This window comes from Enterococcus sp. C102(2024), from assembly GCF_040888205.1.
GTDB lineage: Bacteria > Bacillota > Bacilli > Lactobacillales > Enterococcaceae > Enterococcus > Enterococcus faecalis.
The window spans coordinates 44,446-67,525 of sequence record NZ_JBFOHH010000004.1 but is presented as its reverse complement, the minus strand read 5'-3'; the positions used below and the strand labels follow the sequence as shown (position 1 = coordinate 67,525).

Genomic DNA, 23,080 nt, shown 5'->3' with positions numbered 1-23,080 from the left:
GGTATAATTGAAGAGCTGAGAATAAATAGATTGTTCTGTTTGATTCTCGAGACTATTTAAAAGGCTAGCGTAAAATAATTGTCATTCTTGACGTATTTACGACCTTAGAGGAGGAAGCAAGTGTGTTTAAACGTGTTCATTTAATCGTACTAGATTCAGTCGGTATTGGTGAAGCACCAGATGCTGAAAAATTTGGAGATGTCGGCAGTGATACACTGGGTCATATTGCCAAAGAAGCGGGACTAACCATTCCTCATTTAGAAAAACTTGGATTGGGAACTATTGCTCCTTTAACAGGTGTCAAAGCAGTGGCAGACCACGATGGCTATGCTACCAAATTAGAAGAAATTTCTGTTGGAAAAGATACTATGACCGGTCACTGGGAAATTATGGGCTTGAACATCAAAAAACCTTTTCGGGTATTCCCAAACGGCTTTCCTGAAGAATTACTGAAACAAATTGAAGATTTTTCTGGGCGAAAAGTTGTTTGTAACAAACCATATAGCGGGACAGCAGTCATTGATGATTATGGCGAACATCAAATGAAAACAGGGGATCTAATTGTTTATACTTCAGCAGACCCTGTTTTACAAATTGCGGCGCATGAAGACATTATTCCATTAGAAGAATTGTATAAAATTTGTCAATATGTTCGTGACATTACGAAAGACGAACCTTATATGATTGGTCGGATTATCGCTCGCCCGTATGTTGGTGAACCAGGTAATTTCACTCGAACCAGTAACCGTCATGACTATGCTCTAGATCCTTTTGGCCATACTGTTTTAGATTCGTTGAAAGAAAACGGCAATGATGTGATCGCTGTTGGGAAAATTAACGACATCTTTAATGGACAAGGAATTACTGAAGCTATCCGCACGAAGAGCAATATGGATGGGGTGGATCAATTATTAACGGTCATGAACAAAGAGTTCACAGGTTTAAGTTTTACTAACTTAGTGGATTTCGATGCGCTGTATGGTCACCGTCGTGATGTAAAGGGCTATGCAAAAGCCATCGAAGATTTTGATGGTCGTTTGCCAGAGATTATGGCAGCTATGGCCGAAGATGATTTGCTTTTAATTACAGCAGATCACGGGAATGACCCAACTTTCCCAGGAACAGACCATACACGTGAATATGTGCCTTTATTGGCTTATAGTAAAAAAATGACAAAACAAGGCAGCTTGCCACAAGGATTTTATTCAGATATTTCAGCAACGATTGCTGAAAACTTTGAAGTTCCTGCAACGGAAAACGGTCAAAGCTTTTTAAATCAATTACAATAATTCGAGGAGGCAACACATGACAACGTTAACGAATCATTTAAACGAAACAACTGAGTTTTTGAAAGAAAAAGGGGTGCAACAAGCAGACTTCGGTCTAATCTTAGGTTCAGGGTTAGGTGAATTAGCTAATGAAATAACCGATGCGATTGCTATTCCTTTCTCTGAAATTCCCCATTTTTCTGTTTCAACAGTCGTTGGACATGCTGGACAATTAGTTTACGGAACGCTTTCTGGAAAAAAAGTTTTGGCGATGCAAGGACGTTTTCATTATTATGAAGGACATTCGATGCAAACGGTCACTTATCCCGTTCGTGTGATGGCTGCTTTAGGCATTCGTTCAATGATTGTAACCAACGCAGCTGGTGGCGTAAATGAAACATATACACCGGGGAATTTGATGTTAATCAATGACCACATTAATTTTACAGGCGATAATCCGTTAATTGGTGAAAATGATGAAGAAATCGGGCCGCGTTTTCCAGATATGAGTCATGCTTACACGCAAGAATATCGGGAAGTGGCAAAAAAAGTGGCTGCGGAACAAAATATTGATTTAAAAGAAGGCGTGTATATGGGCTTTTCTGGCCCGACATATGAAACGCCTGCAGAAATTCGGATGTCACGGACGATGGGTGCGGATGCAGTCGGCATGTCAACTGTTTCGGAGGTCATTGTAGCTGTGCATAGTGGCATGAAAGTACTAGGCATCTCTTGTATTACGAATTTAGCAGCTGGTATGCAAAGTAGCTTAAATCATGCAGAAGTAGTTGAAACAACTGAACGCGTTAAAGGACAATTCAAAGAGTTAGTGAAAGCAACACTAGCAGCTTTATAAAAAAAGGAGTAAACCAGAATGAGTGTGCATATCGAAGCAAAACCAGGTGAAATTGCCGATAAAATTTTACTACCAGGGGATCCCCTCCGAGCAAAATATATTGCGGAAACTTTTTTAGAGAATCCTGTCTGCTATAATCAAGTTCGTGGGATGTTAGGTTACACAGGAACGTATAAGGGACAGCGTGTTTCGGTCCAAGGAACAGGGATGGGGATGCCTTCAGCAGGTATTTATGCCCATGAGTTAATTAACTCTTACGATGTGAAGAAGTTAATTCGTGTTGGTACGTGTGGTTCTATTTCAGAAAAAGTCAACGTTCGTGAATTAGTTATCGCACAAGCAGCAGCGACGCCTTCTTCCGCGATTCGCAATGATTTTCCTAAATATGATTTTCCACAAATTGCGAGCTTTGATCTTTTACTCAAATCTTACGAAATTGCTAAAGCAAAAGGCTTTACTACCCATGTTGGTAACGTATTGTCAGATGATGTTTTTTACAAAGATAGCTTAGATGATGTCTTTCGTTTAGGTCGATACGGGGTATTAGCGATTGAAATGGAAGCGGCAATGTTATATTATTTAGCAGCAAAATTTGATGTAGAAGCATTGGCGATTATGACGGTGAGTGATAGCTTGGTGACAGGCGAAGAAACAACGGCAGAAGAACGCCAAACGACGTTTAATGAAATGATTGAAGTTGGCTTAGAAACGGCAATTGCTAATTAAAAAAATGCTTGGATGATTATTTTCATCCAAGCATTTTTTTAATTTAAGAGCGCTTTTTTTACATCTTCAACAATTTGGGTATTCGCAATAGGTCCGTTGTATAACCAACTACTTTTTTTATCATAGGTATGAACTTGGTTATTTTTCACAGCAGGTAAGTTCTTCCAAATTGCTTCTTGGAAAAGAGGTGCTGATTCATCGCTATTTACAAGGAAAATATGGTCTGCGTCAAGCTCAGCTAATTTTTCTAAAGAAACTTGATTCCAATCCGCAGTAGCATTTTTAGAAATTTCTTCCACTAATTTTGGAACTTGGAGGCCTAAGTCTTGATAGAGCACGGTTCCGCTTGAGCGATTATCGCTAACCATAAAGACTTGGTTGTTGGTTACCCATAAGACTGCCGCAGATTTGCCAGCATCTTTTTTGCCAAGGTCTTCTTGGACGCCTTTGGTTAAGGTATCATAATCTTCTAACACTTTTTTCGCTTGTTCTTTTTTATCTAAAACAGTGGCAATATCTTCCAATTGATCACGCCAGGTGACATTTTCGCCGTTTTTGACTACATAAGTTGGCGCAATTTTACTGTATTCTTTGTATTTACCACCTTCAACTAGAGCAGATGAACTGATTAATAATAAGTCAGGTTCAAATTTTAGAACCGCTTCATATGGCAAGTCATAGGAAATAGTGGGGACATCTTTCAATTCTTTCGCTAAATAATCTTGAATGCTGCCTTGTCCAACTGTCCATTGTGCCACTGGTTTTTCTCCTAGTGCAACTAGATAATCTTCTAAATAACTCGCAATAATCCGTTTGGGTTTCGCGGGGACGGTTACTTTATTGCCTAAGGTATCTGTTACTTCATGTGTTTTGTCAGCGTTGTTGGCTTCTTTATTCGTATTACCACAAGCTGCGAGTAAGAATGAACCAAGAAGAAGGGTGGTACCAATTAGGACCGTCTTTTTTAAAAGTTTCATTGTGTAACTCCTTTATTTTTAGTTGATAACGATTCTCATTATCAGTTAAAAACGACCGTTTGTCAATCATCGCTTGCTTTTTTGAGCAAATAAGTTGCATTTTTTAGATAATTCGTTTTTTTTGATTGGAAGAAACATTGCTTTTTAAGGAAGGGTCTTTTATAATCAAGGAACAATGAGTGAGAACGATTCTCAATAAATGTAAAATAACGACAGAAAAATTAAAGAGGAATGGTTATGAATTATTTAGAGGCAGAGGACTTAACTACAGGATATGGTCGTCAAGTGATTAGTGAAGCGCTGAACTGTTCATTTGAAGCGGGAACTATTACAAGTATTATTGGACCAAATGGTTGTGGCAAATCGACCTTGTTAAAAACACTTGCGCGTATTTTGCCAGCTGAGAAAGGCAAGGTGTTCATTAAGAACCAAGAACTTCAACATTTTTCTTCAAAAGAAGTGGCGCAAGAACTAGCGATCTTATCACAAACGCCAGAAAATACAATCGATTTATCTGTTTTTGACCTCGTCTCTTTCGGGCGATATCCTTATCAATCGGGCTGGAAAAGTGTCACCACAGAAGATCAAGAGTACATACAATGGGCATTAGAATTAACAGGCTTAACTGAGTTAGCTAGAGAGTCTGTGGCAATTTTATCAGGTGGACAACGACAACGGGTTTGGATTGCTATGGCGCTAGTACAGGATACAGATATTTTAATTTTAGATGAACCGACCACCTATTTGGATCCTGCGCATCAGCTAGAAATTTTAAATGTGTTAAAACGAATCAATCAAGAACATCAGAAAACAATCGTGATGACGATTCATGATATTAATTTAGCTTCTCGTTTTTCTGATCGCGTGATTGCGATGAAAGAGGGAAAGATTATCAATGAGGGAACACCGCAAGAAGTGATTACTGTTACTGGCTTAGCAGATGTTTTCGCTATTCAAGCAGAAATTAGTTATCATAGTCAGACACAGCGGCCACTAGTGCTTTCTTATGAGTTGATGGAAATGGAGCTGGATGGATGAAAGGCATAAGCGGATTTTATAGACACCAATGGCAAGTGTTACTTGTCTGTCTTTTTTTGCTACTGGGGACAATGCTTCTGTCGCTGATGTTTGGTGCGACGTCGGTTTCGATTCAAACGATTATTGAATCATTTACGCACTTCGATGCGACTAATCAAGCGCATCAAGTCATCCAAACGGTTCGGTTGCCGCGGATTTTAGGGGCCGCTTTTGTGGGAGCAAGTTTAGCGGTGAGTGGGGCGTTAGCGCAAGGGATTACACAAAACCCATTGGCAGATTCTGGCTTGCTGGGTATCAATGCTGGGGCTGGCTTGGGCTTAGCGCTTGTTTTTGCTTTCCTCCCTCAGGCAAGTTATTGGTGGCTTTTAGTTGTTTCTTTTCTTGGTGCCGGCGTGAGTGTGGCACTGATTTATTATCTTTCTAATCATTCAATTCGAGGAGCAAGCCCCATACGTCTGACCTTGGTGGGAGCTGGTATTAGTGCCCTTTTTTTATCATTTAGTCAATTCTTAGCCATTCAGTTCAATTTGAGTCAAGAGTTAACGTTTTGGTTTCTTGGCGGTGTCAGCGTTATTTCTTGGGCGCAATTAAAAATAGTCGTCCCGATCTTTCTGGGCGCATTTGCATTAGCAATTCTGATTAGTCCGTCGGTGACTATTTTACGGTTTGGCGATGATGCAACAATTGGTTTGGGGCGAAATCCGCAGCGTATTCGGTTGTTCGCCAGTATAACGATTTTGCTTTTATCAGGATTGTCTGTGGCGCTGGTCGGCTCGGTCAGTTTTGTTGGCTTGGTGGTGCCTCATGTGATGCGAACAGTTTCTGGAGAAAATTACCGTCGCTTGATTCCGTTCTCGGCGTTAGGCGGTGCGCTCCTTGTTTTGGTGGCAGATTTAATCGCTCGAATGGTGAATCCGCCTTTTGAAACACCATTTGGGATTATCACGGCTTTAATTGGCATCCCATTCTTTCTTTATTTATTTCGTAAAGGAGGGCAACTAGGATGACACAGAAAAAAGTGTCCCGTTGGGTGGCTATCTTAATAGTTGGGATTATCCTAACTGCTTGTATCAGTTTAACGCAAGGGGAATTATCTGTTTCCTTCATGGATTTGAAAGCCCTTCTTTTGGGACAGGGAAGTCAGGCCAAACAACTGTTAGTTTGGGATTTTCGGTTACCACGGATTGTGCTTGCGGTCCTAGCGGGCGCAGCTTTAGGATTAAGCGGCGCTATTCTTCAAGGGATTACTCGGAATCCGTTAGCAGATACTGGGATTTTAGGCATTAATGCGGGTGCGGGTTTGGCAGTGATTTTGTTTATTAGTTTTGTTGAGACGACAAGTATCACGACGTTTGCACTTCCGCTCGTGGCCTTAGTTGGCGGCTTGCTAGCGGCTGTTGGGATTTTGGTAATTGCGTATCATCATCGTTTAGGATTGACGCCAGTTCGAATGGTCTTAGCGGGTGTCATTTTGAGTACGGGTATTTCAGCACTCACCTTATTAATTACATCAAAAATTGACACTGAAAAGTACCGTTTTGTTACAATGTGGCAAGCAGGCAGTATCTGGGGCAGTAATTGGTTCTTTGTGGGCGCTTTGTTGCCTTGGCTAGTCATCGGGTTCTTTTTTGCGATGAAGCGTCATCGTCTGTTGGATATCTTACAATTGGGGGACGAAACAGCTATTTCTGTAGGTATTGCTGTGAAAAAAGAACGAATCGTTTCGTTGCTGTTAGCGGTGATGTTGGCGGCTTCAGCGATTTCCGTTACAGGGGGAATTAATTTTTTAGGTTTACTTGCGCCACATATTGCTCGCAAATGTGGTTTTACGCAACAAAAACAGGTATTGCCATTGGCGGCGTTGTTTGGGAGTTTACTTTTATTGGTTAGTGATACGATTGGTCGGCTATTGCCTGGCAATGGAGAAATGCCTGCAGGGATTATTGTTGCGATCATCGGTGCGCCTTATTTTCTTTATTTGTTAATCAAAACAAGCGATTCGTTATAAAAAAGAATCAAAAGCTGGGTCAATTGGTCGTTGTGAAAGCAACTGTCATTTGCTCGGCTTTTTTATTGGCGGATTTTTGAAAAAATAGTATGATAAATGCGTAAGAGCATTGAATGGAGGATGAAAGAATGGAAAACTTTAATTTTTATGTACCAACAGACATCCGTTTTGGGAAAGATCGTTTAGACGAATTACCTGCTGTGTTAGATCAATTTGGCAAAAATGTCTTACTTGTTTATGGTGGCGGTAGTATCAAACGTAATGGCTTGTACCAACAAATTACTGATTTGGCCCAAAAAAACGGGCATACACTAATTGAGTTGAGCGGTGTCGAACCAAACCCGCGCATTGAAACCGTTAGAAAAGGAATTGCGTTGTGTAAAGAAAACCAAGTCGATGTTATTTTAGCAGTTGGCGGTGGTTCAACCATTGACTGTTCCAAAGCAATAGCTGCGGGCTTTTATTCGGAAGAAGATATCTGGACAGTTATTGCAGCCAGAAAAGGGTATACTGGTCCTGCTTTACCAATCGTGACCATCTTGACTTTAGCAGCAACAGGTAGTGAAATGAACGCAGGTGCTGTCATTTCTAACTTAGAAACCAATCAAAAATTAGGCTTTGGTGGTCCGAATATGATTCCAAAAGTTTCGTTCTTGGATCCAACGAATACTTTTACGGTTCCTCAAAATCAAACAGCAGCTGGCTCAGCGGATATTTTCAGTCATTTGATTGAAAACTATTTTAGTATTTCGACAGGCACGGACGTCCAAGATTTTGTGTCAGAAGGCTTAATGCGAACGGTTATCAAAAATTGTCCTATTGCTTTAGAAAATCCAGAAGATTATGATGCACGTGCTAATTTAATGTGGGCAAGTAGTTTAGCCTTAAATGGGTTAACAGGGCGCGGCAAACAAGGTGTTTGGTCTTGTCACCCAATGGAACATGAATTAAGTGCGTTTTATGACATTACGCATGGGATTGGCTTAGCAATTTTAACGCCTCGTTGGATGAATTACGTTTTGTCTGAACAAACCGTAGGCAAGTTTGCACAGTTTGCTCGAAATGTTTGGGGAATAGTCGAACAAGAAGAGGAAGTAGCAGCGAAAAAAGGTATTCAAGCATTATATGATTACTTTGTGGCTTGTGGCATTCCAATGACATTACCAGAAGTTGGCATCGAAGCAGATAAATTTGAAGAAATGGCACAACAAGCTGTGGCCCATAGTGCAATTGCCGAAAAGGCTTATGTACCATTGGATGTAGCGGACATAGTAGCGATTTATAACGATTGTTTAACCGAAAGTCAATTTATTTAATCCATAAAAAAGCGGTTTGCCAAGGCAAACCGCTTTTGTTAATAAGAAACAAGTTCTTATAAGTAGTATTTTTCTTTCACAGTTAAATCATCGTTTAATTCATAAACTAATGGTTTACCTGTTGGGATTTCAAGATCCATAATATCTTCATCAGAAATGCCTTCGATGTGTTTAGCTAAAGCACGTAATGAATTACCATGAGCCGCTACTAAGACAGTTTTGTTGTCTTTTAAAGCTGGCGCAATTTCATCTTGCCAGAATGGTAATGCACGTTCCAAAGTAACTTTCAAGTTTTCGCCACCAGGAATATCGCGTTGGTCTAACATTGCATAACGACGGTCGTTTGCTGCAGAACCTTCATCTGTTGCTTCCATTAATGGAGGAAGAGTATCGTAAGAACGACGCCAGATGTGGACTTGTTCGTCTCCGTATTTTTCAGCAGTTTCTTTTTTGTTTAGTCCTTGTAATTTACCATAGTGACGTTCGTTTAAGCGCCAAGATTTGATTTGAGGTACCCATAATTGATCTGAGTATTCTAGTAAATAGTTACAAGTTTTGATGGCACGAGTTAAAACAGAAGTATAAGCAACGTCGAATTCGATGCCTGCTTCTTTAATTTTACGGCCGCCTTCTTTTGCTTCTTCAACACCTTCAGGTGCTAAATCTACGTCAGCCCATCCAGTAAATTGGTTTAAGGCATTCCATTCGCTAAGTCCATGACGAGAAAAAACTAATTTTGGCATGTATAAGCTCTCCTTTGAGTTTAGTTTTCTGAAAATAAGATTTCCACGTTTATTGTACACCGTTTTGCGTAAGATTTCCAATGGAAAATAGTAAAAAAACGTGAAAGTTGCTGAAAAATTAGAGTGAAATCGAATCAAAAAAGAAGCCCCATCTGAAGGACTTCTTTTTTCTTCTTAGGAATACAGCCGCTCGACATCTGTCTCAGGTAAATTGATGTACTTATAACAAGTGCCCACCGAAACGCCGCATTTATTAGAAATAAATTGGATTGTTTCTTTGTTTTCGTAATATAATGCACGGATTTTGCGGACGGTACGTCCATCAATTTTTGGACGTCCACCTACTTTTCCGTTTTCACGAGCTTTGTGGAGCCCGACGAGTGTTCGTTCTTTAATTAGTGCACATTCCATCGCAGATAAGCTCTCCATTAATTGGAAATAGGCTTCACCTGTTGGAAGGTGAGTATCAATTCCTTCTGAAATGCTGACAAAATCAACTTGTTTTTCCTTTAACATTTTCATAAAGTCTGTTAATTGGCGGGTTGTTTTACCTAAATGGTGCAATTTACAAACAATAAGTGTATCCCCAGCAGAAAGAAGTTTTTCGACTTCGTCTAAGACACTGATCTCCGCTTGAGGATCAAATGTCTCTTGGAAAATATCATCACAACCAAACGATTGGAGAGTGGTTAGTTGATTTTTTAAATCGTCTTCAATAATAGTTGTGCGTGCATAACCAATTCGTTTCATATATTATCCTTCCTATATAAATAATCTTTTTTCACACATTCTTAACGTGTGGGAACATGTAAGGTTTTCGGTCCATCTTCATAACCGACGATTACCATAGAAACCATATTTAAAAATAAGCCGTGTTCAACGACGCCAACCAAGTTGTCTAAATAAGAACCTAAAGCTTCTGGATCTGTAATTTTTTCTAAATGCAAATCGATGATATGGTGGCCTCCATCTGTTATTAATGTTTCGCCAGCAGCGTTTAGACGAAGTGCTGGGTGATAGCCTTTTTCTTCAAATAAATGCACTAGTTGGCAGCTGCCATAAGGGACAACCTCAACAGGAAGTGGGAAAGCCCCTAAATCGTCCACCATTTTTGATTTATCCACAATCCAAATACATTTCTTTGAATAAGTGGCCACAATTTTTTCAAAAAGTAAGGCAGCGCCACCGCCTTTGATTCCTTGAAAATCAGCGCTGATTTCATCGGCGCCATCAATCGTAAGATCTACATACGGAACCTCATCAATACTTTTTAAAGGAATGCCCAAGGCCAAGGCTTGTTTCTCTGTTTCTTTTGAAGTAGTAACCCCTACGATTGACAATCCTTCTTCTTTTACGCGACGACCAATTTCGTCTACCATAAATTTTGCTGTTGAGCCAGTACCCAAACCGACAATCATGCCGTCTTCTACATATTTTGCAGCTTCGATTCCTACCATTTGTTTCAGATTCATCGCTGTTTTCCGCCCCCTTCAATAGTCAAAGATATTGTACCGTTATTTAACTAAAAAAGATAGAAAGTTTTTGAAAAAGTCATAAAAATTTTTAAAGGAAAAGTACGTTTAAATAGAAGGAAAATCTTTTTTTCGAAAGGCGAAAGAAGAGGGTTGACAGCTGATACTTATCGTGGTATCCTAACAAAGGTGCTTTATCTACAGGTTCCTTATAGGGACGTGCTGACTGTCTATCAAAGCATATTTGATAAAGAGTGCAGAGATTGCATTATTTTTTATCGCGAAAAAAGAACCACCTGGATGTGTGGAACTAGAAGCGAAGTAAGGAAGGAGGAGAACAAGGAATGCCTACAATTAACCAATTAGTACGTAAACCTCGTAAATCTAAAGTAGAAAAATCTGATTCACCAGCCTTAAACAAAGGATATAACAGTTTTAAGAAAACTCAAACAAACGTTAACTCTCCGCAAAAACGTGGAGTTTGTACACGTGTGGGTACGATGACACCTAAAAAACCGAACTCAGCTTTACGTAAATATGCCCGTGTTCGTTTGTCAAACTTAATCGAAGTTACAGCTTATATCCCAGGTATCGGTCACAACTTACAAGAACACAGCGTGGTATTATTACGTGGTGGACGTGTAAAAGACTTACCAGGGGTACGTTACCATATCGTTCGTGGTGCGCTTGATACTGCCGGTGTTAACGACCGTAAACAAAGCCGCTCTAAATACGGTACAAAACGTCCTAAAGCTTAATTATAATAAGACAATAACAACTTGAAAAATCATATTTCGGAAGGAGGAGTTACGGATGCCTCGTAAAGGTCCTGTTGCAAAACGTGATGTTTTACCAGATCCAATTTATAACTCAAAATTAGTAACTCGCTTAATCAACCGTGTAATGGTTGACGGTAAACGCGGGATTGCTGCTAACATTATCTATAATTCATTTGATATCATCAAAGAATCTACAGGTAACGATCCATTGGAAGTTTTTGAACAAGCAATGAAAAACGTTATGCCTGTTCTTGAAGTTAAAGCACGTCGTGTTGGGGGTTCTAACTACCAAGTACCAGTTGAAGTTCGTCCAGAACGTCGTACAACTTTAGGTTTACGTTGGGTAGTTAACTACGCACGTCTACGTGGTGAACACACAATGGAAGAACGTCTAGCGAAAGAAATCATGGATGCTGCTAACAACACTGGCGCTTCTGTTAAAAAACGCGAAGACACACACAAAATGGCAGACGCAAACCGCGCATTTGCTCATTATCGTTGGTAAGATCCTCTCTGTCTGTCGCGTAAAGTGGCAGCAGAAAGTCAATTTACAATCGATTTAAATAAAGAGAGGAGTAAACATACAAAATGGCAAGAGAATTTTCACTTGAAAAAACTCGTAACATTGGTATCATGGCCCACGTTGATGCTGGTAAAACAACAACAACTGAGCGTATCTTGTACTACACTGGTAAAATCCATAAAATCGGTGAAACCCATGAAGGTGCTTCACAAATGGACTGGATGGAACAAGAACAAGAACGTGGTATCACGATTACATCCGCTGCGACAACTGCACAGTGGAAAGGCTACCGTGTAAATATCATCGATACTCCAGGACACGTGGACTTCACAATTGAAGTACAACGTTCTCTACGCGTATTAGATGGTGCGGTAACAGTTCTTGACTCTCAATCAGGTGTAGAACCTCAAACAGAAACTGTTTGGCGTCAAGCGACTGAATATAAAGTTCCTCGTATTGTATTCTGTAACAAAATGGATAAAATCGGTGCGGACTTCTTCTATTCAGTAGAATCATTACATGATCGTTTACAAGCAAACGCTCATCCAATTCAAATTCCAATCGGAGCTGAAGAAGACTTCACTGGAATCATTGACTTGATTAAAATGAAAGCTGAAATCTACACAAATGATTTGGGAACAGATATTCAAGAAACTGATATTCCTGAAGATTATTTAGAAAAAGCGCAAGAATGGCGCGAAAAATTAGTTGAAGCTGTTGCTGAAACTGACGAAGACTTAATGATGAAATATCTTGAAGGTGAAGAAATCACTGAAGAAGAATTAGTCGCTGGTATCCGTCAAGCAACAATCAACGTTGAGTTCTTCCCTGTATTAGCTGGTTCAGCATTCAAGAATAAAGGGGTTCAATTAATGTTGGACGCTGTTCTTGATTACTTACCATCTCCATTAGATATCGATGCTATCAAAGGGATCGATACTAAAACAGACGAAGAAACAACTCGTCCAGCTGATGACGAAGCACCTTTCGCTTCATTAGCATTTAAAGTTATGACTGACCCATTCGTAGGTCGTTTAACTTTCTTCCGTGTTTATTCTGGTGTCCTTGAAAGTGGTTCATACGTATTGAACGCTTCAAAAGGCAAAAAAGAACGTATCGGTCGTATCCTACAAATGCACGCCAACACTCGTCAAGAAATTGACAAAGTGTACTCTGGTGATATCGCTGCTGCTGTTGGTCTAAAAGACACAACAACTGGTGATACATTATGTGCATTAGATGCACCAGTTATTCTTGAATCTATTGAATTCCCTGATCCAGTTATCCAAGTCGCTGTTGAACCTAAATCAAAAGCTGACCAAGATAAAATGGGCGTGGCTCTACAAAAACTTGCTGAAGAAGATCCATCATTCCGCGTTGAAACAAACGTTGAAACTGGTGAAACAGTTATCTCTGGTATGGGTGAATTGCACTTAGACGTTTTAGTAGACCGTATGAAACGTGAATTCAAAGTTGAAGCTAACGTAGGTGCTCCTCAAGTATCTTACCGCGAAACATTCCGTGCTGCGACTAAAGCAGAAGGTAAATTCGTTCGTCAGTCTGGTGGTAAAGGACAATACGGTCACGTATGGGTTGAATTTACACCAAATGAAGAAGGTAAAGGCTTCGAGTTTGAAAACGCAATTGTCGGTGGTGTGGTTCCTCGTGAATACATCCCAGCAGTTGAAAAAGGGTTAGAAGACTCTATGAACAACGGTGTTCTTGCTGGTTATCCATTAGTTGATATCAAAGCAAAACTTTACGATGGTTCATACCACGATGTCGATTCAAATGAAACGGCCTTCCGTGTAGCTGCTTCTATGGCATTGAAAGCTGCGGCTAAAAATGCAAACCCAGTTATTTTAGAACCAATGATGAAAGTTACAATTACTGTTCCTGAAGATTACTTAGGTGATATCATGGGACACGTAACAAGTCGTCGTGGACGTGTTGAAGGTATGGAAGCACACGGTAACTCTCAAATCGTTAATGCGATGGTACCTTTAGCTGAAATGTTTGGTTATGCTACAACATTACGTTCAGCAACACAAGGACGCGGTACATTTATGATGGTATTTGACCACTATGAAGACGTACCTAAGTCTGTTCAAGAAGAAATCATCAAGAAAAACGGCGGCAACGCATAATTTTCCTTGAGAATAAAAGGTTTGTTTTTAGAACTATCCTTTTTTCAAGATTTCGTGTAAAATAGCTTATGATGATCAGACGATTTTTAGTAACGTCTATCACATATAAAACAAACAATAAAATTTATATTTTTAGGAGGAACATTCAAAATGGCAAAAGAAAAATTTGACCGTTCTAAATCCCATGTTAACATTGGTACTATCGGACACGTTGACCATGGTAAAACTACATTAACAGCTGCAATTGCTACTGTATTATCAAAACACGGTGGCGGGGAAGCACAAAGCTACGATTCTATCGATAACGCTCCAGAAGAAAAAGAACGTGGAATCACAATCAACACTTCTCATATCGAATATGAAACTGAAACTCGTCACTATGCACACGTTGACTGCCCAGGACACGCGGACTACGTTAAAAACATGATCACTGGTGCTGCTCAAATGGACGGAGCTATCTTAGTAGTTTCTGCTGCTGATGGTCCTATGCCTCAAACACGTGAACATATCTTATTATCACGTAACGTTGGTGTACCATACATCGTTGTATTCTTAAACAAAATGGATATGGTTGATGACGAAGAATTATTAGAATTAGTAGAAATGGAAGTTCGTGACTTATTATCAGAATACGATTTCCCAGGCGATGATGTTCCAGTTATCGCAGGTTCTGCTTTGAAAGCTTTAGAAGGCGACGAGTCTTATGAAGAAAAAATCTTAGAATTAATGGCTGCAGTTGACGAATATATCCCAACTCCAGAACGTGATACTGACAAACCATTCATGATGCCAGTCGAAGACGTATTCTCAATCACTGGACGTGGTACTGTTGCTACAGGCCGTGTTGAACGTGGTGAAGTTCGCGTTGGTGACGAAGTTGAAATCGTTGGTATTAAAGACGAAACATCTAAAACAACTGTTACAGGTGTTGAAATGTTCCGTAAATTATTAGACTACGCTGAAGCAGGCGACAACATCGGTGCTTTATTACGTGGTGTAGCACGTGAAGATATCGAACGTGGACAAGTATTAGCTAAACCAGCTACAATCACTCCACACACAAAATTCAAAGCTGAAGTATACGTATTATCAAAAGAAGAAGGCGGACGTCACACTCCATTCTTCACTAACTACCGTCCTCAATTCTACTTCCGTACAACAGACGTTACTGGTGTTGTAGAATTGCCAGAAGGTACTGAAATGGTAATGCCTGGTGATAACGTTGCTATGGACGTTGAATTAATTCACCCAATCGCTATCGAAGACGGAACTCGTTTCTCTATTCGTGAAGGCGGACGTACTGTAGGTTCAGGCGTTGTTACTGAAATCGTTAAATAATTAACTTTTTAACTATAGCTTTAACCAGCGTAAAAAACTGGGGTATTCGGACGTAAGACCAGAGAATTTATTCTCTGGTCTTTTTTTTGTTTAGAAATTGGCTGGCTAAAAAATAAGCCAATTGGCTGTTTTAGCAGACTTGTTTCTTCAGTATACTTGGAGAAAAAGGTTAGGTGATTTAATGGAAAAAGTATTGACGATTGCAGGCTCCGATTCAACTGGAGGGGCAGGGATTCAAGCAGATTTAAAAACATTTGAAGAGTATGGAGTTTTTGGATTTTCAAGTTTAACCTCGATTGTGACGATGGATCCTACAACAGGTTGGTCACATGAAGTAACTGAATTGCCAGAAACGCTCTTAGAAAAACAATTGATTTCGGTTTTTGCAGGCGGTCCAGTAGCGGCCTTGAAAACAGGGATGATGGGCAATGAACAAAACATTAAAATGGCTAGTAAGTACATTAAACAAGAAAAAATTCAAAAAGTCGTGATTGACCCAGTCATTGCTTGTAAGGGAACGGCACAAATTCTGCAACCCAAAAGTGTGGAAGGCCTAAAAAACGATTTACTGCCATTAGCATTAGTTGCCACGCCTAATTTAATTGAAGCGGGCATCTTATCTGGTTTAGGCGAAATTTCTTCCGTGGCGGAGATGGAAGAAGCGGCAAAACGAATTGTACAAATGGGAGCCAAACATGTCGTGGTTAAAGGGGGACATCGCTTAGCTGGTGAAAAAGCACTGGACTTGTTTTACGATGGTCACACCGCGCATCTTTTGGAAAATGAATTATATCCTACTGATTATAATCATGGTGCAGGTTGTACTTTTTCAGCGGCGATCACAGCTGGCTTGGCGAAAGGTTATTCGGTGTTAGAAGCAGTAACTTTAGCAAAAAAATTTGTAGCGGCGGCGATTAAACACGGTATTCAAGTTAATCCTTATGTGGGGCACGTGTGGCATGGCGCATACACTCATGCGGAACAACGGATGCGTAAGAAAGCATAATGTTTAGAACTAGAGGAGTCTGTCAAGGACTGGCTCTAGTTTTTTTGTGATAAAGAATAACAATAGTAGGTATTACGTTAAAAGAATGTTCAAATTTTTAAAAGAGGAGTAGAATAGAACTGTAATTGCAAAAAAAGAAGCGGAACATAGAAGGGGTGTTAACTTTTCTGTGCTTCAGTTTAGAACGGACTGTGGTGTTTGTTTTGACGAACTACCGGAAAGCGACTTCTTTTTGTTTTGGCTTCAAATGGTATTTAATGGAGGGAATGCAATGTTAGAAAAAGAAACGTACAGTCAACTGTTTAAATGGTCTTTTTCAAAAAAGACACAAGTCACATACTGGGATGGTACCGTCAAAGAGTATGGGCAAGGGTCGGGGGATCCGGTTTTTAAAATTGTATTCAATGAAAAAATTCCTGTGAAGGATTTACTGAATAACGCTTCGTTAACTTTAGGGGAAGCCTACATGGATCGCAAGATTGAAATCGAAGGCGATATCCAAGCGCTGATTTATGATGTGTATAACCAAAAGGATAGCTTTTTACACAATGCTAAATTTATTAAATGGCTTCCTAAAGAAAGTCATTCAAAAAAACGTTCGCAAGAGGATATTCACAGCCATTACGATCTAGGAAATGATTTTTACAAAAAATGGCTTGACCAAACAATGACGTATTCATGTGCTTATTTTAAAACGCCTGAAGATACATTAGAACAAGCGCAAGTGAATAAAGTTCATCATATTTTAGATAAATTGTTTATCAAAGAGGGCGACACTTTACTGGATATTGGCTGCGGCTGGGGCACGTTAATTTTAACTGCGGTGAAAGAATATGGAGCCAAAGCAACTGGGATTACATTAAGTGAAGAGCAATTTCATCATATTCGCCATATTATAGAAAAAGAAGGTCTACAAGATCGAATGACTGTCAAATTGATGGATTATCGTGATTTAAAAGGAGAGTCTTTTGACCATATTACGAGTGTCGGGATGTTTGAACATGTCGGTGCGGAAAATCTACATGAATATTTTGATGTCGTTCAGCGAAATTTAGCGCCTAAAGGTACGGCGTTGATTCATGGGATCAGTCGCCAACAAGGCGGGGCTAAAAATGCTTGGATTAATCGTTATATTTTTCCAGGTGGCTATATTCCTGGTGTCACTGAGCTAGTCGGCCATATGACAGAAAACGACTTGCAAGTGATTGACTTGGAAAGTTTGCGCAGAGATTATCAATTGACGTTGGAACATTGGACAAAAAACTTCCATAATATAGAAACAGAAATTGTTGACGAAAAAGGCGAGCGCTTCTATCGAATGTGGGACTTATATTTGCAAGCATGTGCAGCATCATTCCAAGCAAGCAATATTGATGTTATTCAATATTTATTGGTTCATCCAGATAACAATGATATTCCAATGCGCCGGATTGGTTAATAGAATAAAAAAGAAAGAATTTGAGATTCTGGTAAAAAAGGAATCCCAAATTCTTTTTTTATAAAAATAGAATGAAAAGAATTGAAAAACAAAACAAATGCTTTTCAAAATAAGAAAAAATTCTTTCAAAAAAACGCAGAAAATCCTTGCTAACACTATCCTTTCATAGTATAATCAAAAAGGTGCTGTTTACAGGAGTGTAAAAAGCATTGGTAGATCAACGATTTGATTTGCCGGCTGTGAAGCGAGAGGTTGCGACACGCTCGGACGCTTTGCCATGAACGAGCATGCCGGATAAATTTTCGTGGAGCTATGTCTACTTTTAAAATAGGCGAAGGAGGGAACAAGATGGCAAAACAAAAAATTCGTATCCGTTTAAAAGCGTATGAACACCGTATTTTAGATCAATCAGCGGATAAAATTGTGGAAACAGCAAAAAGAACTGGAGCTGACGTATCAGGTCCGATTCCATTACCAACAGAACGCTCACTTTACACAGTTATTCGTGCGACTCATAAATACAAAGATTCTCGCGAACAATTCGAAATGCGTACTCACAAACGTCTAATTGACATTGTGAACCCAACACCAAAAACAGTTGACGCTCTAATGAAGCTTGACTTACCGTCTGGTGTTAATATTGAAATCAAACTATAAAATTAAGATGGAGGTGTACTCATGACCAAAGGAATCTTAGGGAAAAAAGTGGGAATGACACAAATCTTTACTGAGTCTGGTGAATTAATTCCAGTAACAGTAGTTGAAGCTACGCCAAACGTAGTTTTACAAGTAAAAACTGTTGAAACTGACGGATACGAAGCTATCCAAGTTGGTTACCAAGACAAACGTGAAGTTTTATCAAACAAACCTGCGAAAGGTCATGTTGCAAAAGCAAACACGGCTCCTAAGCGCTTCATTAAAGAATTCAAGAATGTTGAGCTAGGAGAATATGAAGTAGGTAAAGAAATCAAAGTAGATGTTTTCCAAGCAGGAGACGTTGTTGATGTTACAGGTACTACGAAAGGTAAAGGATTCCAAGGGGCAATTAAACGTCACGGCCAAAGCCGCGGACCTATGTCTCATGGTTCTCGTTATCACCGTCGTCCTGGGTCAATGGGTCCAGTAGCGCCTAACCGTGTATTTAAAAATAAACGACTAGCCGGCCGTATGGGTGGCGACCGCGTAACAATTCAAAACCTTGAAGTTGTTAAAGTGGACGTAGAAAGAAATGTTATCTTAATCAAAGGAAACATTCCTGGAGCGAAAAAATCTTTAATCACAATCAAATCAGCTGTGAAAGCTAAATAAGTGTAGGGAAAGGAGGAACTAAGGAATGCCGAATGTAGCATTATTCAAACAAGATGGAACTCAAAACGGTGAAATCACTTTAAATGAAGAAATCTTCGGAATCGAACCTAATGAAAGTGTTGTCTATGATGCAATCATCATGCAACGTGCTTCATTAAGACAAGGAACACACGCAGTTAAAAACCGTAGCGCTGTTCGTGGCGGTGGCCGCAAACCATGGCGTCAAAAAGGAACTGGTCGTGCTCGTCAAGGTTCAATCCGTTCACCACAATGGCGTGGAGGTGGCGTAGTCTTTGGACCAACACCGCGTTCATACAGCTACAAACTTCCTAAAAAAGTTCGTCGCTTAGCAATGAAATCTGTATTATCAGACAAAGTTGCTGAAAATAACTTGGTAGCAGTAGAAGGTTTAAGCTTCGATGCACCAAAAACAAAAGAATTCAAACAAGTTCTTGCTAACTTGTCTATCGATACTAAAGTATTAGTTGTTTTAGAAAATGGTAACGACTTTGCAGCTTTATCAGCTCGTAACTTACCAAACGTTTCTGTAGTAACTTCTGATAACGTTAGTGTGTTAGATGTTGTGTCAGCTAACAAAGTCTTGGCAACACAAACAGCTCTTACTCAAATTGAGGAGGTGCTTGCATAATGGAATTACTAGACGTAATCAAACGCCCAGTGATCACTGAAAAATCCATGTTAGCTATGGACGAAAAGAAATATACTTTCGAAGTGGACACTCGCGCAAACAAAACTTTAGTAAAACAAGCTGTTGAATCAGCATTCGATGTTAAAGTAGCAAACGTAAACATCTTAAACGTGCGTCCAAAATTCAAACGCATGGGTAAATATGCAGGTTATACAAAAAAACGTCGCAAAGCGATCGTTACATTAACTGAAGATTCAAAAGAAATTCAATTATTCGAAGCTGCTGAATAAGCAGTCCTGAACAATATCAACGTAGGAGGGAAATAAGACGTGGCGATTAAAAAGTACAAACCTACCACAAATGGCCGTCGTAACATGACAAGTTCTGATTTCGCTGAAATCACAACTTCAACACCAGAAAAATCATTGTTACAGCCATTAAAAAACAATGCCGGTCGTAACAACAACGGTCGCATTACGGTTCGTCACCAAGGTGGCGGTCACAAACGTCAATACCGTGTGATTGACTTCAAACGTAATAAAGATAACGTCGCAGCGGTTGTTAAAACGATCGAATACGATCCAAACCGTTCTGCTAACATCGCGTTAGTTCATTACGAAGACGGGGTTAAGGCATACATCTTAGCACCAAAAGGATTAGAAGTAGGCATGCGCCTAGTATCTGGTCCAGAAGCAGATATTAAAGTAGGTAACGCATTACCATTGGAAAACATTCCAGTTGGTACAGTTATCCACAACATTGAAATGAAACCTGGTAAAGGTGGACAATTAATCCGTTCAGCTGGAACAAGCGCGCAAGTACTTGGTAAAGAAGGCAAATACGTATTAATCCGCTTAAACTCTGGCGAAGTTCGTATGATCTTAGCAACTTGCCGTGCAACAATCGGTTCAGTTGGTAACGAACAACACGAATTAATCAACATTGGTAAAGCTGGCCGCTCTCGTTGGATGCGTAAACGCCCAACTGTTCGTGGTAGCGTAATGAACCCTAACGATCACCCACACGGTGGTGGTGAAGGTAAAACACCAATTGGACGTAAAGCGCCAGTATCTCCATGGGGTCAACCAGCAATTGGATACAAAACACGTAATAAAAAAGCTAAATCAGACAAACTTATCGTTCGTCGTCGTACTAAATAATTTTTTTGACCATGTGTCGTACATTTTGAGAGGAGGTTCACCATGGGTCGTAGTTTAAAAAAAGGACCTTTCGTCGATGATCATTTGATGAAAAAGGTCGAAGCACAACAAGGTGCCGAAAAGAAAAAAGTAATTAAAACTTGGTCTCGCCGCTCTACAATTTTTCCATCATTCGTAGGTTTCACAATCGCTGTATATGATGGACGGAAACATGTCCCTGTTTACATTCAAGAAGACATGGTAGGACATAAATTAGGTGAATTTGCACCAACTAGAACTTATCGTGGCCACGTTGCTGACGATAAAAAAACTAAACGCTAATTTTGAGGGGAGGATATGCAAATGTCAGAACAAATTACATCAGCTAAAGCAACTGCAAAAACAGTTCGCACTTCACCTCGTAAAGCACGTTTAGTAATCGATCTTATCAGAGGGAAAAGCGTTGCGGATGCAATTTCAATCTTGAAATTCACACCGAACAAGTCTGCTGGAATCATTGAAAAAGTTTTAATGTCAGCAGTTGCTAACGCAGAAAACAACTTTGACTTAGACGTTGAAAGCTTAGTCGTATCTGAAGCATTTGTTAACGAAGGACCAACAATGAAACGTTTCCGTCCTCGTGCAAAAGGTTCAGCTTCACCAATCAACAAACGTACTAGTCACATCACAGTAGTTGTAACAGAGAAATAAGTCTCATGAAATAGGCTGTTTTCTTTATGAAAACAGAGCTTAAACATTTAAGAGGAGGGACAATCAGTGGGTCAAAAAGTACATCCAATTGGAATGCGTGTAGGCATCATCCGCGACTGGGATGCGAAATGGTATGCTGAAAAAGAGTATGCTGAATTCTTACACGAAGATTTAAGAATCCGTAAATTTATCGCAACAAAACTTGCTGATGCTGCTGTATCTACAATTGAAATCGAACGCGCTGCAAACCGTGTTAACATTTCAATTCACACAGCTAAACCAGGTATGGTTATCGGTAAAGGCGGATCTGAAGTCGAAAACCTAAGAAAAGAATTAAACAAATTAACTGGCAAACGAGTTCACATCAACATCGTTGAAATCAAAAAACCAGATTTAGATGCAAAATTAGTAGGCGAAGGAATTGCACGTCAATTAGAAAACCGTGTTGCTTTCCGTCGTGCTCAAAAACAAGCCATCCAACGCGCAATGCGTGCTGGCGCTAAAGGAATCAAAACTCAAGTATCAGGTCGTCTAAACGGTGCGGATATCGCTCGTTCAGAAGGATACTCTGAAGGAACTGTACCACTTCATACATTACGTGCGGACATTGATTACGCATGGGAAGAAGCGGACACTACTTACGGAAAACTAGGAGTTAAAGTGTGGATCTATCGTGGAGAAATTCTTCCAACGAAAAAAAACACTGAGAAAGGAGGGAAATAATCATGTTAGTACCTAAACGTGTAAAACACCGTCGTGAATTCCGCGGAAAAATGCGCGGTGAAGCTAAAGGCGGAAAAGAAGTAGCATTTGGTGAATGGGGTTTACAAGCAACTGAATCTCACTGGATTACTAACCGTCAAATCGAAGCAGCCCGTATTGCAATGACTCGTTACATGAAACGTGGCGGGAAAGTATGGATTAAAATTTTCCCTCACAAGTCTTACACAAGTAAAGCTATCGGCGTACGTATGGGTAAAGGTAAAGGGGCACCAGAAGGCTGGGTATCACCAGTTAAACGTGGTAAAATCATGTTTGAAATCGCAGGCGTTCCTGAAGAAGTAGCTCGTGAAGCTCTTCGTCTTGCATCTCACAAATTGCCGGTAAAAACTAAGATCGTAAAACGTGAGGAAATGGGTGGTGAATCGAATGAAGGTTAAAGAAATCAGAGAATTAACCACTGCCGAAATGCTAGATAAAGAAAAACAATTAAAAGAAGAATTGTTCAACTTAAGATTCCAATTAGCAACAGGTCAATTAGAAAACACTGCACGTATTAAAGAAGTACGTCAATCGATTGCACGCATCAAAACAGTATTGCGTGAACAAGCTAACTAATAGTGGAAGGAGGCCAAACGCGTATGACTGAAGAAAGAAATCAACGTAAAGTTTACCAAGGTCGCGTGGTATCAGACAAAATGGATAAAACAATCACAGTTGTCGTTGAAACAAAGAAAAACCACCCTATCTATGGCAAACGTATGAAATATTCTAAAAAATATAAAGCGCATGATGAAAACAACACAGCGAAAGTTGGAGACATCGTAAAAATCATGGAAACTCGTCCATTATCAGCTACAAAACGTTTCCGTTTACTAGAGGTAGTCGAAGAAGCAGTTATTATCTAATAAAACGAGA

Annotated in this window: 28 protein-coding genes; 24 read left to right on the top strand and 4 right to left on the bottom strand. The window is 39.8% G+C overall.

What is annotated here, in order from left to right; translation table 11 throughout:
• The first annotated feature begins 122 nt into the window (after positions 1 to 122).
• From deoB to deoD, 3 genes are read left to right on the top strand one after another with little or no spacing between them, the layout of a single operon-like run.
• The gene (gene deoB / locus AB3I34_RS09430; RefSeq protein ID WP_002387505.1) at positions 123 to 1,289 is read left to right on the top strand and encodes a phosphopentomutase; all 1,167 of its coding nucleotides are present in this window, start codon (positions 123 to 125) and stop codon (positions 1,287 to 1,289) included.
• Positions 1,290 to 1,305: 16 nt separating this feature from the next.
• Positions 1,306 to 2,124 (top strand): purine-nucleoside phosphorylase, encoded by an 819-nt coding sequence (locus AB3I34_RS09425; RefSeq protein ID WP_010711904.1) that lies wholly within the window; start codon positions 1,306 to 1,308, stop codon positions 2,122 to 2,124.
• Positions 2,125 to 2,142: 18 nt separating this feature from the next.
• A complete protein-coding gene (gene deoD / locus AB3I34_RS09420) occupies positions 2,143 to 2,850 on the top strand; it encodes a purine-nucleoside phosphorylase (protein WP_002359338.1) in 708 nt (235 codons plus the stop codon).
• Positions 2,851 to 2,888: 38 nt separating this feature from the next.
• Here the strand turns inward: deoD and AB3I34_RS09415 are convergent, their stop codons facing one another.
• On the bottom strand, positions 2,889 to 3,827 hold the full coding sequence (locus tag AB3I34_RS09415) for an iron-hydroxamate ABC transporter substrate-binding protein (protein ID WP_002361532.1): 939 nt from the start codon (positions 3,825 to 3,827) through the stop codon (positions 2,889 to 2,891).
• A 231-nt stretch (positions 3,828 to 4,058) separates the two neighbouring features.
• Between AB3I34_RS09415 and AB3I34_RS09410 the strand changes: the two genes are divergently transcribed.
• The 4 genes from AB3I34_RS09410 to AB3I34_RS09395 all read left to right on the top strand — a co-directional run bounded on the left by AB3I34_RS09410 (position 4,059) and on the right by AB3I34_RS09395 (position 8,189).
• Positions 4,059 to 4,865: an ABC transporter ATP-binding protein gene (locus AB3I34_RS09410; RefSeq protein WP_002356183.1), complete on the top strand. Its 807-nt coding sequence runs from the start codon at positions 4,059 to 4,061 to the stop codon at positions 4,863 to 4,865.
• Positions 4,862 to 5,872, top strand: coding sequence for an iron ABC transporter permease (locus AB3I34_RS09405; protein WP_010711905.1), 1,011 nt, complete (start codon positions 4,862 to 4,864; stop codon positions 5,870 to 5,872). Before AB3I34_RS09410 ends, AB3I34_RS09405 begins: the two co-directional genes overlap by 4 nt.
• Positions 5,869 to 6,873 carry an iron ABC transporter permease gene (locus AB3I34_RS09400; protein WP_002392918.1) on the top strand — a complete coding sequence of 335 codons (1,005 nt, stop codon included), beginning with the start codon at positions 5,869 to 5,871 and terminating at the stop codon, positions 6,871 to 6,873. Before AB3I34_RS09405 ends, AB3I34_RS09400 begins: the two co-directional genes overlap by 4 nt.
• Before the next feature lie 113 nt (positions 6,874 to 6,986).
• Entirely contained in the window at positions 6,987 to 8,189 is a 1,203-nt protein-coding gene (locus AB3I34_RS09395) for an iron-containing alcohol dehydrogenase (protein WP_025189281.1), read from the top strand.
• Between the two features lie 56 nt (positions 8,190 to 8,245).
• On the opposite strand, the gene gpmA is transcribed toward AB3I34_RS09395, so the two are convergent.
• From gpmA to rpiA, 3 genes are all read right to left on the bottom strand, one after another.
• Positions 8,246 to 8,932, bottom strand: coding sequence for a 2,3-diphosphoglycerate-dependent phosphoglycerate mutase (gene gpmA, locus AB3I34_RS09390; RefSeq protein ID WP_002359343.1), 687 nt, complete (start codon positions 8,930 to 8,932; stop codon positions 8,246 to 8,248).
• A gap of 174 nt (positions 8,933 to 9,106) precedes the next feature.
• Positions 9,107 to 9,682, bottom strand: coding sequence for a recombinase family protein (locus tag AB3I34_RS09385; RefSeq protein ID WP_002356188.1), 576 nt, complete (start codon positions 9,680 to 9,682; stop codon positions 9,107 to 9,109).
• Between the two features lie 41 nt (positions 9,683 to 9,723).
• Positions 9,724 to 10,404: a ribose-5-phosphate isomerase RpiA gene (gene rpiA / locus AB3I34_RS09380; RefSeq protein ID WP_113793212.1), complete on the bottom strand. Its 681-nt coding sequence runs from the start codon at positions 10,402 to 10,404 to the stop codon at positions 9,724 to 9,726.
• 344 nt (positions 10,405 to 10,748) lie between these two features.
• Between rpiA and rpsL the strand changes: the two genes are divergently transcribed.
• The 17 genes from rpsL to rpsQ all read left to right on the top strand — a co-directional run bounded on the left by rpsL (position 10,749) and on the right by rpsQ (position 23,070).
• Positions 10,749 to 11,162 carry a 30S ribosomal protein S12 gene (gene rpsL, locus AB3I34_RS09375; protein WP_002356190.1) on the top strand — a complete coding sequence of 138 codons (414 nt, stop codon included), beginning with the start codon at positions 10,749 to 10,751 and terminating at the stop codon, positions 11,160 to 11,162.
• A 55-nt stretch (positions 11,163 to 11,217) separates the two neighbouring features.
• Positions 11,218 to 11,688, top strand: coding sequence for a 30S ribosomal protein S7 (gene rpsG, locus AB3I34_RS09370; protein WP_002356191.1), 471 nt, complete (start codon positions 11,218 to 11,220; stop codon positions 11,686 to 11,688).
• Between the two features lie 83 nt (positions 11,689 to 11,771).
• Positions 11,772 to 13,853: an elongation factor G gene (gene fusA / locus AB3I34_RS09365; RefSeq protein ID WP_002356192.1), complete on the top strand. Its 2,082-nt coding sequence runs from the start codon at positions 11,772 to 11,774 to the stop codon at positions 13,851 to 13,853.
• Positions 13,854 to 14,003: 150 nt separating this feature from the next.
• Complete coding sequence (gene tuf, locus AB3I34_RS09360; RefSeq protein ID WP_002356194.1) at positions 14,004 to 15,191, top strand: elongation factor Tu; 1,188 nt, start codon at positions 14,004 to 14,006, stop codon at positions 15,189 to 15,191.
• Between the two features lie 181 nt (positions 15,192 to 15,372).
• Entirely contained in the window at positions 15,373 to 16,197 is an 825-nt protein-coding gene (gene thiD / locus AB3I34_RS09355) for a bifunctional hydroxymethylpyrimidine kinase/phosphomethylpyrimidine kinase (RefSeq protein ID WP_002364530.1), read from the top strand.
• Between the two features lie 271 nt (positions 16,198 to 16,468).
• Positions 16,469 to 17,635 (top strand): cyclopropane-fatty-acyl-phospholipid synthase family protein, encoded by a 1,167-nt coding sequence (locus AB3I34_RS09350; RefSeq protein WP_002389616.1) that lies wholly within the window; start codon positions 16,469 to 16,471, stop codon positions 17,633 to 17,635.
• Positions 17,636 to 17,983: 348 nt separating this feature from the next.
• Complete coding sequence (gene rpsJ, locus AB3I34_RS09345; protein WP_002389727.1) at positions 17,984 to 18,292, top strand: 30S ribosomal protein S10; 309 nt, start codon at positions 17,984 to 17,986, stop codon at positions 18,290 to 18,292.
• Positions 18,293 to 18,313: 21 nt separating this feature from the next.
• Entirely contained in the window at positions 18,314 to 18,943 is a 630-nt protein-coding gene (gene rplC / locus AB3I34_RS09340) for a 50S ribosomal protein L3 (protein ID WP_002356199.1), read from the top strand.
• Between the two features lie 25 nt (positions 18,944 to 18,968).
• Positions 18,969 to 19,592 (top strand): 50S ribosomal protein L4, encoded by a 624-nt coding sequence (gene rplD, locus AB3I34_RS09335; RefSeq protein WP_002356200.1) that lies wholly within the window; start codon positions 18,969 to 18,971, stop codon positions 19,590 to 19,592.
• On the top strand, positions 19,592 to 19,882 hold the full coding sequence (locus AB3I34_RS09330; RefSeq protein WP_002356203.1) for a 50S ribosomal protein L23: 291 nt from the start codon (positions 19,592 to 19,594) through the stop codon (positions 19,880 to 19,882). Before rplD ends, AB3I34_RS09330 begins: the two co-directional genes overlap by 1 nt.
• A gap of 39 nt (positions 19,883 to 19,921) precedes the next feature.
• Entirely contained in the window at positions 19,922 to 20,752 is an 831-nt protein-coding gene (rplB, locus tag AB3I34_RS09325) for a 50S ribosomal protein L2 (protein WP_002356204.1), read from the top strand.
• Between the two features lie 42 nt (positions 20,753 to 20,794).
• Positions 20,795 to 21,073, top strand: a complete 279-nt coding sequence (rpsS, locus tag AB3I34_RS09320) for a 30S ribosomal protein S19 (protein ID WP_002356205.1) — start codon at positions 20,795 to 20,797, stop codon at positions 21,071 to 21,073.
• 21 nt (positions 21,074 to 21,094) lie between these two features.
• Positions 21,095 to 21,442: a 50S ribosomal protein L22 gene (rplV, locus tag AB3I34_RS09315; RefSeq protein WP_002356206.1), complete on the top strand. Its 348-nt coding sequence runs from the start codon at positions 21,095 to 21,097 to the stop codon at positions 21,440 to 21,442.
• 66 nt (positions 21,443 to 21,508) lie between these two features.
• Positions 21,509 to 22,165: a 30S ribosomal protein S3 gene (gene rpsC / locus AB3I34_RS09310; RefSeq protein ID WP_002356207.1), complete on the top strand. Its 657-nt coding sequence runs from the start codon at positions 21,509 to 21,511 to the stop codon at positions 22,163 to 22,165.
• 2 nt (positions 22,166 to 22,167) lie between these two features.
• Entirely contained in the window at positions 22,168 to 22,602 is a 435-nt protein-coding gene (rplP, locus tag AB3I34_RS09305) for a 50S ribosomal protein L16 (protein ID WP_002356208.1), read from the top strand.
• The gene (rpmC, locus tag AB3I34_RS09300) at positions 22,592 to 22,780 is read left to right on the top strand and encodes a 50S ribosomal protein L29 (RefSeq protein ID WP_002383858.1); all 189 of its coding nucleotides are present in this window, start codon (positions 22,592 to 22,594) and stop codon (positions 22,778 to 22,780) included. The genes rplP and rpmC overlap by 11 nt, the downstream gene beginning before the upstream one ends.
• A 23-nt stretch (positions 22,781 to 22,803) precedes the next feature.
• Complete coding sequence (gene rpsQ, locus AB3I34_RS09295; RefSeq protein ID WP_002359348.1) at positions 22,804 to 23,070, top strand: 30S ribosomal protein S17; 267 nt, start codon at positions 22,804 to 22,806, stop codon at positions 23,068 to 23,070.
• The last annotated feature ends 10 nt before the right edge of the window (positions 23,071 to 23,080 follow it).

What these genes read in the sequence shown, in the direction of transcription:
- AB3I34_RS09425 (WP_010711904.1), top strand. Translation starts at nt 1,306, where the DNA reads ATGACAACGTTAACGAATCATTTAAACGAAACAACTGAGTTTTTGAAA.
- deoD (WP_002359338.1), top strand. Translation starts at nt 2,143, where the DNA reads ATGAGTGTGCATATCGAAGCAAAACCAGGTGAAATTGCCGATAAAATT.
- AB3I34_RS09415 (WP_002361532.1), bottom strand. Translation starts at nt 3,827, where the DNA reads ATGAAACTTTTAAAAAAGACGGTCCTAATTGGTACCACCCTTCTTCTT.
- AB3I34_RS09410 (WP_002356183.1), top strand. Translation starts at nt 4,059, where the DNA reads ATGGTTATGAATTATTTAGAGGCAGAGGACTTAACTACAGGATATGGT.
- AB3I34_RS09405 (WP_010711905.1), top strand. Translation starts at nt 4,862, where the DNA reads ATGAAAGGCATAAGCGGATTTTATAGACACCAATGGCAAGTGTTACTT.
- AB3I34_RS09400 (WP_002392918.1), top strand. Translation starts at nt 5,869, where the DNA reads ATGACACAGAAAAAAGTGTCCCGTTGGGTGGCTATCTTAATAGTTGGG.
- AB3I34_RS09395 (WP_025189281.1), top strand. Translation starts at nt 6,987, where the DNA reads ATGGAGGATGAAAGAATGGAAAACTTTAATTTTTATGTACCAACAGAC.
- gpmA (WP_002359343.1), bottom strand. Translation starts at nt 8,932, where the DNA reads ATGCCAAAATTAGTTTTTTCTCGTCATGGACTTAGCGAATGGAATGCC.
- AB3I34_RS09385 (WP_002356188.1), bottom strand. Translation starts at nt 9,682, where the DNA reads ATGAAACGAATTGGTTATGCACGCACAACTATTATTGAAGACGATTTA.
- rpiA (WP_113793212.1), bottom strand. Translation starts at nt 10,404, where the DNA reads ATGAATCTGAAACAAATGGTAGGAATCGAAGCTGCAAAATATGTAGAA.
- rpsL (WP_002356190.1), top strand. Translation starts at nt 10,749, where the DNA reads ATGCCTACAATTAACCAATTAGTACGTAAACCTCGTAAATCTAAAGTA.
- rpsG (WP_002356191.1), top strand. Translation starts at nt 11,218, where the DNA reads ATGCCTCGTAAAGGTCCTGTTGCAAAACGTGATGTTTTACCAGATCCA.
- fusA (WP_002356192.1), top strand. Translation starts at nt 11,772, where the DNA reads ATGGCAAGAGAATTTTCACTTGAAAAAACTCGTAACATTGGTATCATG.
- tuf (WP_002356194.1), top strand. Translation starts at nt 14,004, where the DNA reads ATGGCAAAAGAAAAATTTGACCGTTCTAAATCCCATGTTAACATTGGT.
- thiD (WP_002364530.1), top strand. Translation starts at nt 15,373, where the DNA reads ATGGAAAAAGTATTGACGATTGCAGGCTCCGATTCAACTGGAGGGGCA.
- AB3I34_RS09350 (WP_002389616.1), top strand. Translation starts at nt 16,469, where the DNA reads ATGTTAGAAAAAGAAACGTACAGTCAACTGTTTAAATGGTCTTTTTCA.
- rpsJ (WP_002389727.1), top strand. Translation starts at nt 17,984, where the DNA reads ATGGCAAAACAAAAAATTCGTATCCGTTTAAAAGCGTATGAACACCGT.
- rplC (WP_002356199.1), top strand. Translation starts at nt 18,314, where the DNA reads ATGACCAAAGGAATCTTAGGGAAAAAAGTGGGAATGACACAAATCTTT.
- rplD (WP_002356200.1), top strand. Translation starts at nt 18,969, where the DNA reads ATGCCGAATGTAGCATTATTCAAACAAGATGGAACTCAAAACGGTGAA.
- AB3I34_RS09330 (WP_002356203.1), top strand. Translation starts at nt 19,592, where the DNA reads ATGGAATTACTAGACGTAATCAAACGCCCAGTGATCACTGAAAAATCC.
- rpsS (WP_002356205.1), top strand. Translation starts at nt 20,795, where the DNA reads ATGGGTCGTAGTTTAAAAAAAGGACCTTTCGTCGATGATCATTTGATG.
- rplV (WP_002356206.1), top strand. Translation starts at nt 21,095, where the DNA reads ATGTCAGAACAAATTACATCAGCTAAAGCAACTGCAAAAACAGTTCGC.
- rplP (WP_002356208.1), top strand. Translation starts at nt 22,168, where the DNA reads ATGTTAGTACCTAAACGTGTAAAACACCGTCGTGAATTCCGCGGAAAA.
- rpmC (WP_002383858.1), top strand. Translation starts at nt 22,592, where the DNA reads ATGAAGGTTAAAGAAATCAGAGAATTAACCACTGCCGAAATGCTAGAT.
- rpsQ (WP_002359348.1), top strand. Translation starts at nt 22,804, where the DNA reads ATGACTGAAGAAAGAAATCAACGTAAAGTTTACCAAGGTCGCGTGGTA.